The sequence below is a fragment of the Nocardia sp. NPDC056611 genome, assembly GCF_042792755.1.
Lineage (GTDB): Bacteria > Actinomycetota > Actinomycetes > Mycobacteriales > Mycobacteriaceae > Nocardia.
In genome coordinates this window covers 311,533-324,215 of record NZ_JBHTVV010000001.1, presented here as the reverse complement: position 1 = coordinate 324,215, position 12,683 = coordinate 311,533, and the positions used below count along the sequence as shown (strand labels likewise).

1 protein-coding gene (running past one end of the window) is annotated in these 12,683 nt (G+C 70.1%); it reads right to left on the bottom strand.

What is annotated here, in order from left to right:
* Nucleotides 1–12,683: the 5' end (the start) of a non-ribosomal peptide synthase/polyketide synthase gene (locus ACFRAQ_RS01445; protein ID WP_379092551.1), read on the bottom strand. The gene continues 31,429 nt to the left of window position 1, outside the view; 12,683 of the gene's 44,112 nt are visible here — the first part of the coding sequence; it begins with the start codon at nucleotides 12,681–12,683; its stop codon lies off the left edge, out of view.

Genomic DNA, 12,683 nt, shown 5'->3' with positions numbered 1-12,683 from the left:
GCCGGGGCGCGGAAGACCTTGGCGGCGAAGGTCGGGGCGGGCAGCTGCTTGCGGTCCAGCTTGCCGGAGGCGTTGAGCGGGAAGGCGTCCAGCACCATGAAGGCGGCCGGGACCATGTAGGCCGGAAGCTGTTCGGAGAGAACGTCCTTCACGGCGTCGAGGTCGAGGTGGCCGTCGGCGGCGATCAGGTAGGCGACCAGCTGATCGCCGGTGCGCTCGTCGTGGCGGACCACGACCACGGCCTGCGCGACCGCGGGCAGCGCGGTGAGCGCCGACTCGATCTCGCCGAGCTCGATGCGCAGACCACGCAGCTTCACCTGGAAGTCGGTGCGGCCCAGGTACTCCAGCTCGCCGTTGCCGGTCCAGGTGACGAGGTCACCGGTGCGGTACATGCGCGCGCCGGCGCCGAACGGGTTGGCCACGAAGCGATCCGCGGTCAGGTCGGGGCGGGCCACATAGCCGGTGGCCAGCTGGTCACCCGCGAGATAGAGCTCACCCGCGACACCCACCGGAACCGGGTTCAGACGCGCGTCGAGGACGTAGACCTGGGTGTTGAAGACCGGCGCGCCGATCGGCACCGAGGCGATGTCGGCGTCGACGACCTCGTGGAAGGTCACGTCGACCGCGGCCTCGGTCGGGCCGTACAGGTTGTGCAGGCGCGCCCCGGTCAGCCGGCGCAGCTTCTGCGCGGTCGGCGCGGGCAGGCCCTCACCGGAGGCGAAGACATTGGTCAGGCTGACGCAGTCGGCCGCGGCCGGTTCAGCCACGAAGACCGCCAGCATGGACGGCACGAAGTGGGTGACCGTCACGCCCTCGCGGACGATGATCTCGGCCAGGTAGGCCGGGTCGCGGTGGCCGTCCGGCTTGGCGACCACCAGGCGCGCGCCGACCTGCAAGGGCCAGAAGAACTCCCACACCGACACGTCGAAGGTGGCGGGGGTCTTCTGCAGCACCACGTCGTAGGCGGCCAGGCCGTACTGGGCGTGCATCCACACCAGGCGGTTGACGATGGCCGCGTGGCTCACCGCCACACCCTTGGGGCGGCCGGTGGAGCCGGACGTGAAGATCACGTAGGCGGTGTTGCCCGGGCGCAGCGGCGAGCGGCGCTCGATATCGGTGACCGGGCTGGTGTCGAACGCCGACAGGTCCAGCTCGTCGATCCGAACCTGGCGGGCCTCGACGCCTTCCAGGTCGTCACCGGACGTGAGCACGCAGACCGGTTGCGCGGTCTCGAGGATGTACTGGGTGCGCTCGGCCGGATGATCCGGGTCCAGCGGCACGTACGCGCCACCGGCGACGGCCACGGCGTACATGCCCGCGACCAGGTCGATGGAGCGGCGCATGCCCAGCGCCACAAAGGATTCCGGTCCGACACCCTCCGCGATGAGCCAGCGCGCCAGCGTGCGCACACGGGCCGCGAACTCGGCGTAGGACAGACTTGCCCCCTCGAACGTGACGGCCGTCGCGTCCGGAGTCAGCGCGACCTGCGCCTCGAACAGCGACACCAGCGTCGCCGCCGCGCCCTCTTCGATCTCCGGCAGCGCGGTGTCCAGCTCGAACGCGGTCTCGTTCCAGCCCACCAGCAGCTGACGGCGCTCGGTCTCGCTCAGCAGCTCGACATCGCCGACCAGCTGGGCCGGATCCGTGGCCACGGCGGTCAGCATGGCGACGAAGCGCTGCGCGAACACACCCGCGTACTGCGCGTCGAAAAGGTCTGTCGCGTAGACGAGTTCGGCGTCCATGGCAGAGTCGCCGTCGACGACTTCGCTCAGCGTCATCTGCAGATCGAACTTGGCCGACTGCTGATCGATGGCCAGCTCGGCGACGCTCAGGCCCGGTAGCTCCAGCGAGGCACGCCCCAGGTTCTGGAACGACAGCATCACCTGGAACAGCGGGTGCCGCGCCTGCGAGCGGGCCGGGTTGAGCACCTCGACCAGGCGCTCGAACGGCACGTCCGCGTGGGCGAAGGCCTGCAGGTCGCGCTCGCGCACGGTCTTCAGCAGGTCGGTGAAGCTCGCGCCGGTGTCCACCGGCGACCGCAGCACCAGGGTGTTGACGAACATGCCGACCAGGTCGTCGAGCGCCTGCTCGCCACGGCCCGCGACCGGGATGCCGACCGCGATGTCGTCGGTGCCGCTCAGGCGGGCCAGCAGCGCGGCGAAAGCGCTGTGCACCACCATGAACAGGGTCGTGCCATGGGCCTGCGCCACCCGGTTGAGCCCGGCGATCAGCTCGCCCGGCACCTGGAACCGGTGGGTGCCCGCGTCGTAGGAGGCGACGGCCGGGCGCGGCGTGGTGGACAGGCGCAGCTCGTCCGGCAGGCCGGACAGGGTGTCGCGCCAGTAGTCCAGCTGCTCGGTGATGAGCGAGCGGGGGTCTTCTTCCGAGCCCAGGGTCTCGCGCTGCCACAGCGCGTAATCCGCGTACTGCACCGGCAGTTCGGTCCAGCCCGGGGTCTCGCCCTGGCTGCGCGCGATGTAGGCGGTCATCAGGTCGCGGACCAGCGGCGTCATGGAGAAGCCGTCGGCGGCGATGTGGTGGGCCACCAGGACCAGCACGTGCTCGTCGGCCGCGAGGCGGTAGGCGCGCAGGCGCACCGCGGTCTCGGCGGTGACGTCGAAGCCCTGCGCCGCGAACGCGTAGACCGCGGCGAACAGCTCGCCCTCGGTCACGTCCATGACATCCAGCTCCGGAATGGCGCGGCCGGTGGGCAGCACCTTCTGGTAGGCGACGCCCTCGTGCGACGGGTACAGGGTGCGCAGCGACTCGTGGCGCGCCATCACGTCGGCGATCGCGCCGCGCATGGCGTCGAGATCCAGTGCACCGGTGAGCCGTACGGCCGCCGGGATGTTGTTGGCCGCCGATTCCGGATCGAACCGGTTGAGGAACCACATGCGCTGCTGGGCGAGCGACAGCGGCGGGTACTCGGGGCGGGTGCGGACCGTGAGCGCCTGGCGCACACCGGTTCCCGCGTGCGACTCCACCCGCGCGGCCAGCGCGGCCACGGTCGGGGCCTCGAACAGCACGCGCACACCGATCTCGGCGTTCAGCGCGGCCGACAGGCGGGCGACCACCTGGGTGGCGACCAGCGAGTTGCCGCCCAGTTCGAAGAAGTCGTCGTCCACGCCGACGCGCTCGGGGCCGTTCTCCGTTCCGGAGATGCCCAGCAGGTCGGCGAAGATCTGCGCGATGATCTCCTCGATCGGGGTCGAGGGGGCGCGGAACCGCTTGGCCTCGAACACCGGCGCGGGCAGCGCCTTGCGGTCCAGCTTGCCGGAGGCGTTGACCGGGAAGGCGTCCAGCACCACGAGCGCGGCCGGAACCATGTAGGCGGGCAACGAGGCGCTCAGCGCGGCCTTCACGCCGTCGACGTCGACCGCGGCGTCGGGCTCGCGGACCACGTAACCCACGAGCTGATCGCCCGCGTGCGCGTCGGTGCGGACCACCACGACGGACTGCGCGATGGTCGGCTGCGCCAGCAGCGCCGCCTCGATCTCGCCGAGCTCGATGCGCAGACCGCGCAGCTTCACCTGGAAGTCGGTGCGGCCCAGGTAGTTCAGTTCACCGGCGGCGGTCCAGGAGACCAGGTCGCCGGTGCGGTACATGCGGTCGCCGGAGACGAACGGGTTGGCCACGAAGCGGTCCGCGGACAGGTCCGGGCGGCCCAGGTAACCGCGCGCGAGCTGATCGCCCGCGAGGTAGAGCTCACCCGCGACACCCGGCGCGACCGGGTGCAGACGAGCGTCGAGCACGTAGGTCTCGGTGTTCCACACCGGGCGGCCGATCGGCACGAACACGGTGTCGGCGTCCACGACCTCGTGGTAGGTGACGTCGACGGCCGCCTCGGTCGGGCCGTACAGGTTGTGCAGACGCGCGCCGGTCAGCTCGCGCAGCTTCTGCGCGGTCGGCGCGGGCAGCGCCTCACCGGAGGCGAACACCTGCCGCAGCCGCGGTGCGGTGGTGGCGGAATCGCCGCTGTCGGTGCCGAGGGTGGCGACGAAGACCGACAGCATCGACGGCACGAAGTGCGCCGTGGTGATGCCGGCTTCCGCGATGACGTGGGCCAGGTAGACCGGGTCGCGGTGGCCGTCGGGCTTGGCGACCACCAGGCGCGCACCGGTCTGCAAGGGCCAGAAGAACTCCCACACCGACACGTCGAAGGTGGCCGGGGTCTTCTGCAGCACCGCGTCGTTCGCGTCGATCGGGTACTCGTGCTGCATCCACAGCAGGCGGTTCACGATCGCGCCGTGCTCGACGGCCACACCCTTGGGGCGACCGGTCGAACCGGAGGTGAAGATCACGTAGGCGGTGTGCTCGGGCCGGATCGCCTGTCCCCGTTCGGCATCCGTGATCGGAGCGTCGGAGTAGGCGTCCAGGTTCAGGGTGTCGACTTCCAGCACCGGCACATTGCGGCCGGTCACGAAGTCGTCGCGGCCGGTGGTCAGGATGGCGACCGGGCGCGCGGTGTCGAGCACGTAGTCGATGCGCTCCATCGGCTGGTCCGGGTCCAGCGGCACGTACGCGCCACCGGCCTCCAGCACCGCGTACATGGCCACGACCAGATCCAGCGAACGCCGGATCGCCAGGGCCACCGGCGATTCCGCGGTGACGCCCTGCGCGATGAGCTTGCGGGCCAGCTTGTGCACCCGCGCCGCGAACTCGGCGTAGGACAGACCTGTCCCCTCGAATTCCACGGCAGGCGCATCGGGGCTGGTCAGGGCCTGGGCCTCGAACAGCGAGACCAGCGTGGCGGCCTCGCCCTCCGGCAGCGCGGGCAGCACCGAGGCGAGGTTGAACGACGTGTCGTTCCAGCCGTCCAGCACCTGATCGCGCTCACCGGCGACCAGCAGGTCGATATCGCCGAGCGGCCGATCCGGGTGCGCGACAACGGCTTCCAGGATCAGGTCCAGTCGCCGCGCGAACGCCGCGATGGTGGACTCGTCGAACAGGTCCAGCGCGTAGGAGATCTCGGCCGACATGCCGGCGTGCTCGCCGTGGTCGTCCTGCGCCTCCTGCAGGGTCAGCTGCAGGTCGAACTTGGCCAGGCGGGCGTCGTAGTCGATGCCGTTGACCGAGAGGCCGGGCAGCTCCAGGCTGGCCTGCCGGGTGTTCTGGAAGGTCAGCATGACCTGGAACAGCGGGTGGCGGGCCTGCGAACGCGCCGGGTTGATGACCTCGACCAGGCGCTCGAACGGCACGTCCGCGTGGGCGAAGGCGTGCAGGTCGGTGTCGCGGGACCGGGCCAGCAGGTCGGCGAAGGTCTCCGAGCCGTCCACCTCGGTGCGCAGCACCAGGGTGTTGACGAACATGCCGATCAGGTCGTCGAGGGCGGCCTCACCGCGGCCGTGCACCGGGGTGCCGATCGCGATGTCGGAGGTGCCCGACAGGCGGGCCAGCAGCACCGCCAGCGCCGAGTGCATGACCATGAACAGCGAGGCGTTGTGCCGGCGGCCCAGATCCACCAGCGCCTGCTGGGTTTCGGCGGAGATGGCGAACGGGTAGGTGCCACCCTGGTAGCTGGCCACGGCCGGACGCTGCCGGTCGGAGGGCAGCACCAGCTCGTCGGGCAGATCGGCCAGGGCCTCGGTCCAGTAGCGGATCTGCTTGGAGATCAGCGCGTCCGGATCGTCCTCGGAGCCGAGCACCTCGCGCTGCCACAGCGCGTAATCGGCGTACTGCACCGGCAGTTCCGCCCAGGCCGGAGCCTCCCACGAGGTGCGGGCCGCGTAGGCGACCATCACGTCGCGGGCCAGCGGGCCCATGGACCAGCCGTCGGCGCTGATGTGGTGGACCACCATGCCGAGGATGTACTCGGTGTCGCTGATCTCGAAAAGCGCCGCGTGCAAAGGCACTTCGCCGGTGACGTCGAAGGCCATGGTGGCCAGCTCGACCAGGTGGTCGATCAGATTGGACTCGGTGACCGGCACCGGGGTCAGGTCCGGCACGATTTGCGCGGCGTCGAGCACCCGCTGCACCGGGCCGTGCGTGGTCTCCGGGAAGACGGTGCGCAGCGACTCGTGGCGGTCGATCACGTCGATGACCGCGACCTGCAGCGCCGCGATGTCCAGCTCACCGGACAGCCGGATAGCGACCGGGATGTTGTTGACCGCGGAGGCGGTGTCGAAGCGGTTCAGGAACCACATGCGCTGCTGCGCGAGGGAAAGCGGAACCTCGGCGGGCCGCTCGCGAGCGACCAGCGCCTTGCGGCCGCCGTCGCCGACATGCGATTCCACGCGGGCCGCCAGGGCCTCCACGGTGGCCGCCTCGAACAGCATGCGCACCGGCACGCGGGTGTCCAGGGCGGTGCCCAGGCGGGTCGCCACCTGGGTCGCGATCAGCGAGTTGCCGCCCAGCTCGAAGAAGTCGTCGTCGACGCCGACGCGGGCGATGCCCAGCACCTCGCCGAAGATCTGCGCGATGATCTCCTCGATCGGCGTTGTCGGAGCGCGGAATTCGCGCACCTCGAACCGCGGCGTCGGCAGCGCCTTGCGATCCAGCTTGCCGGAGGCGTTGAGCGGGAACGCGTCGAGCACCATGATCGAGCCCGGCACCATGTACGCGGGCAGGGTGCGCTGCAACGAGGTCTTGACCCCGTCCAGGTCCACCGGCCCGCCGGCCACGATGTAGGCGACCAGCTGATCGCCTGCCACGGTGTCGATGACCAGCACCACGGCCTGCTGCACCTTGGGGTGGTCCAGCAGCGCGGTCTCGATCTCGCCGAGCTCGATGCGCTGACCGCGGAACTTCACCTGGAAGTCGGTGCGGCCGATGTATTCGAGAATGCCGTGGTCGATTCCGCCCGCGGGCGCGGAGCCTGCGGAGCGCCCATGGTTCCAGCGCACCAGGTCGCCGGTGCGGTAGAGCCGCGAACCCGGCTCGCCGTAGGGGTTGGCGACGAAACGCTCGGCGCTCAGGTCCGGGCGGCCGAAGTAGCCGCGCGCCACCTGCACACCGCCGAGGTACAGCTCACCCGGGACGCCCGCGGGCACCGGGCGCAGGCCCTCGTCGAGCACATAGGTCTGCGCGTTCCACACCGGACGGCCGATCGGCACCGAGGTGACCACCGGCGCGTCGATGGCGGCGGCGGTGGCGTGCACGGTGAACTCGGTCGGGCCGTACAGGTTGTGCACGGCCGCGGTGGAGAAGCGGCGGAACGCGGTCACCGTGGCCGGCGGCAGCGCCTCACCGGCGACCAGAACCGCACGCAGGGACAGGCATTCGGACGCCGACGCGGTCGAGGCGAACACGCTCAGCATGGACGGCACGAACGAGGTCATGGTGACCCGGTGGCGTCCGATGACCTCCGAGAGGTACATCGGATCGCGGTGGCCGTCCGGCGCGGCGATGACCTGCTGTGCGCCCACGGCCAGCGAACCGAACAGCTCCCACACCGACACGTCGAAGGTGACCGGCGTCTTCTGCAGGATCACATCGGTGTCGTCGATGCCGTATTCGGCGGTGATCCAGGCGATCTGGTTCAGCACCGCGGCGTGCGGGATGGCCACGCCCTTGGGGCGGCCGGTCGAGCCGGAGGTGAACAGCACGTAGGCGGCATTGTCCGGGCGCAGCGGCGCGAGCCGGTCCGCGTCGGTGACCGGGGCGTCGCCGTACTCGTCGAGATCCAGCGAATCCAGTTGCAGCACCGGGCAATCCGTGGATTCCACGGCGTCGTCGACGGTGGTGAGCAGCACCACCGGCTCGGCGGTGCGCAGCACGTAGTCGGTGCGCTCGGCCGGGTGGTCCGGATCGATCGGCACGTAGCCGCCGCCCGCGGTCAGGGTGGCGTAGATGGCGACCAGCATGTCCACCGAGCGGCGGATGCCCACCGCCACCAGGGACTCCGGGCCCACACCTTCGTCGATGAGCTTGCGCGCCAGGCGATTCACTCGCGCGGAGAACTCGGCGTAGGTCAGCTCCTCGGCGGGGCCGAACATGCTGCCGCTGCGCTCGCCCGGATCGAAGATCAGGGCGGTGGCGTTCGGCCGGATCCGGACCTGCTGCTCGAAAAGATCGAGAACCGTTGCCGCGCCGCGCAGTTCACGCGCGGTGCGGTTCCAGGCGTGCAGGACGGTCTCGCGCTCACCGGCGTCGAGAACGTCGATATCGCGGACCACGGTGTCCGGGGCGGCCACGGCGGTCTCGAGCACGCGCAGATAGCGCTGCCCGAACTCGGCGACGGTCGACGCGTCGAACAGGTCGGTGGCGTAGGACAGGATCACCGACAGCCCGCCGGGCTCGCCGCCCAGACCGCGCTGCTCGGTCAGCGTCCACTGCAGGTCGAACTTGGCGATGTCGACCTCGAGCTCGTCCGCGGAGACGGTTAGGCCGGGCAGCTCCATGGAGCCGTGCGACATCTCCTGGAACGACAGCATGACCTGGAACAGCGGGTGCCGGGCCTGCGAACGGGTCGGGTTGAGCACCTCGACCAGTCGCTCGAACGGGACATCGGTATTGGCGAAGGCCGCCAGGTCGGTCTCCCGGGTGCGGGCCAGGAAATCGGTGAAGCGTTCCGCCCCATCCACTTCCGAGCGCAGCACCAGGGTGTTGACGAACATGCCGATCAGGTCGTCGAGCGCCTGCTCGCCGCGACCGGCGACCGGGGTGCCGATGGCGATGTCGCTGGTGCCCGACAGGCGGGCCAGCAGCACGGCCAGCGCGCTGTGCATGACCATGAACAGCGAGACGCCCTGGGCGCGAGCCAATCCCGCGAGCCGGACATGCAGCTCGGCCGGGATCTCGAAGGTGACGCGGGAGCCGTGGAAGCTCTGCACCGGCGGCCGCGGGCGATCCGCGGGCAGGTCCAGCTGATCCGGCAGCCCGGCCAGCGCCGTCCGCCAGTAGTCGTTCTGGCGCGCGGCCATGGAGTCGGCGTCGGATTCCGAGCCGAGCAGCTCCCGCTGCCAGATGCTGAAGTCCTGGTACTGCACCGGCAGCGGCGCCCACGCGGGCTCCTGCCCGGCGACCCGGGCCAGGTAGGCGGCGGTCATGTCGCGCGAGAGCGGACCGAACGAGAAACCGTCGGCGGCGATGTGGTGCACCACGAACGCGACCGCGAGATCCAGCTCGCTGTCATCGGCGGCGGAGTGGCGGCCGGTCTCGGCGGCGACCCGGTACACCCGCACGCGGATCGGCAGCTGGGTGGAGACGTCGAAGCCCGCGGACGCGAACTGCGCCAGCGCGGTGCGCAATTCGCTCTCGGCGATATCGTGCACCTCGATGCCGAGATCCACCTCGTCCATCGGCAGCACCTGCTGGAAGCCGCCGTCCCCGGACTCGGGGAAGATGGTGCGCAGCGACTCCTGGCGCGCCACCACGTCGGTCAGCGCCAGCTGCAGCGCCTCGATGTCGACCTGACCGCGCAACCGCACCACGAACGGCAGGTTGTAGGTCGGGACATTCGGGTCGAACTGGTTGAGGAACCACATCCGCTGCTGCGCCAGCGACAGCGGCACCCGATCCGGACGCGGCTGCGCCACCAGCGGCGGACGCGAGACATCGGAAGGCCCAGCGGCTTCCACGCGCGCGGCCAGCCCGGCCACGGTCGGGGTCTCGAACAGCGCGCGCACACCCAGGCGGGTGCTGAACGCGGCCGAGATGCGGGCCACCACCTGGGTGGCGACCAGCGAGTTGCCGCCCAGATCGAAGAAGTTGTCGTCCACGCCGACCCGGTCGTGACCGAGCACATCGGCGAACACGCCCGCCACGATCTCCTCGGCGGCGGTGCGCGGGGCCCGGTACCCGGCGGCGTCCACGCTGAACACCGGCTCCGGCAGGGCCTTGCGGTCCAGCTTGCCGGACGTGTTGAGCGGGAACGCCTCCAGCACCATGATCGACGCCGGGACCATGTAGGTCGGCAGCTTCTCGGCGGCGAATCGGGTCAGCTCGGCCGGGTCGATGGACTGGCCCGGCACCGGCACCACATAGGCGACCAGCTGCTGACCGGTGGCGGTGTCCATCACCAGCACGGCGGCCTGGCTCACCGACGGGTGGGCCAGCAGGTCGGTCTCGATCTCGCCGAGCTCGATGCGCTGACCTCGGAACTTCACCTGGAAGTCGGTGCGGCCGATGTACTCCAGCGCACCGGAACCGTTCCAGCGCACCAGGTCACCGGTGCGGTACATGCGCTCGCCGGTGAGCGACAACGGATTCGCGACGAAGCGGTCCGAGGTCAGATCCGGGCGGCCCTTGTAGCCGCGCGCCAGCTGGCGGCCCGCCAGATAGAGCTCACCCGCGGCGCCGATGGCGGCCGGCCGCAGATGCGAATCCAGCACGTAGACTTCGACATTCCACTCGGGCACACCGATCGGCACCGTGACGGTGTCGGCGGCGGTGTTCTCCCAGTAGGTGACCGAGACCGCGGCCTCGGTCGGGCCGTACAGGTTGTGCAGGCCGGCCGAGGTGATCTCGCGGAAGCCCGCGCCGGTCTCCGGCGGCAGCGCCTCACCGATCACGAAGACGTACTTCAGCGTGGCGCACTGGGCGCGGGTGGCGTGCGCGACGAACACCGTCAGCATGGACGGCACGAAGTCGGTGACCGTGACGCCGTGGCGCTCGATCATCTCCGCCACGTACAGCGGATCGCGGTGACCGTCCGGGGTGGCCACGATCAGCTTCGCGCCGACCAGCAACGGCATGAAGTAGCCCCACAGCGATACGTCGAAGGTGGTGGCCGTCTTCTGCAGGTACACATCGTCTTCGGTCATCGGATACTCGTCGAGCATCCACAGTTCCTGGTTGACGATGGCGTGGTGGGTGACCGCGACGCCCTTGGGGCGGCCGGTGGAACCCGAGGTGTAGATGACGTAGGCGGTGTTGTCCGGGCGCAGTGGGGCGCGGCGGTCCGCGTCGGTCACCGGCTCGGCGGAGAACCCGGAGACGTCGAGGGTGTCGATCTCCAAGCGCCGCACGGACTCCGGCAGTTCGAGCTCGTCACGGGCGGTGGTCAGCACACAGACCGGTGCCGCGGACTCGAGGATGTAGGCGGTGCGGTCGGCCGGATGATCGGGGTCGATCGGCACGTACGCGCCACCGGCGCGCAGCACCGCGTGCATGCCCACGACCAGCTCCAGCGAACGCCGCATGCCCAGGGCGACCAGCGATTCCGGGCCGACGCCGTCCTCGATCAGGAAGCGGGCCAGGCGGTTGACCCGCTCGCCGAACTCGGCGTAGGTGAGCTGCTCGCCCTCGAACTCGACGGCCACATTGTCCGGGGTCAGCGGAATCTGCTTGTCCAGCAACGCGGGCAGCGTGGTGACCGGCACCTCGTGCGCGGCGGAGTTCCACTCCACCAGGGTGCGGGTGCGCTCGGCCGCGGTGGTGATGGGCAGGCCCCAGACCGGCTGCTCCGCCTCGGCCGCCAGGAAGCGGTCGAAGAACTCCAGGAAACGCGCGTGGTGGCTGCGGGTCTCGTGGTCGGAGTACAGGTTGGGGTTGGTCTCGAAGTCGATGTGGTTCCGGGTGCCCTTCACCGACTGGTAGAAGTTGACGCCCAGGTCCTCGATGGAACCGGTGGACAGCACGCTGTACTCGCCGGTGATGTCGCCGAGCACGACCTCGTTGTGGAACAACATGATGTTGACCCAAGGGCCGAAGAACTGCGAGCCGACCTCGCCCCCGGAGAAGTCACCGGAGGAGCTGTCGCGCTTGATGTCCTCGGCGCGGTAGCGCTGGTGGCGCAGGGCGCCCGAGACGGCCACCGTCACCTGCGCGAGCAGATCGGTCACCGTCGAGTCGTGGCCGACCTGCAGGCGCAGCGGCACGATGTTCGAGGCCGCGCCACCGGAGCGGCGCATGATCGCGGTGGTGCGCGCGGTCACCGGGAGGCTCAGGACGACGTCCTGGCTGCCGGTCCACTGCGCGAGGTAGGCGGCGAAACCGGCGATCAGCAGTCCCGCGGGCGAGGACTCGTGGCGGGCCACGGCCTGATCCAGCAGCGAGGTCTGGCCCTCGGTGAGCGCGGCCGTGGCGATCCGGTTGATCGCGGCCGGCGGCGCGGAACGTCCGGCCAGGCTGGTGCCGTCCTCGACCCCGGCGATCCGCTCGGCCCAGTACTCCTTGTCGGACTTGAAGCGGCTCGAGTCGCGGTAGGCGAACTCCTGCTCGACCAGGGTGGGCAGGTCGGTCAGCTTGTGGGGCGGGGGCTCGACGTCATTGACGAACGCGGTGTAGACCTCGGCGACCCGGGTCATGTAGGTCACCGCGCCGAGACCGTCCAGCACGATGTGGTGGATGCGCGCATACCAGTAGTAATGGCCGTCGGCCAGTTTCAGCATGCAGGTGCGGATGAGGCGGTCGCGGGTGAGCTCCAGGGGCGCGCTGTAGTCGGCGCGCATCCAGGCGTGGGCCGCGGCGGCCGGATCGGCCTCGGCGCTCAGATCGACGTGGTAGATGGTGCGGTCCAGCGAGTGGTCCACCATCTGCATGGGCTCGCCGTCACGCTCGACGATGCGCAGGAAGCCGGAACCGAACTCCTCCGAGCCGCGCACCATGGCGGCCTCGAGCAGCGCCATGTCGAGTTCCCCGCGCAGCTCCACGAACTGGGCGATATTGATCGGAACCTGCGGGTCCAGGTGCTGGGCATACCAGATGCCGAGCTGCGCCGGCGACAGCGGGAAAAGTTCGCCCGATCCCGGTGCGATTTCGCTGCCAGCTTCGCCGATGCCGCCGAAATCCAGCCGGTCCAA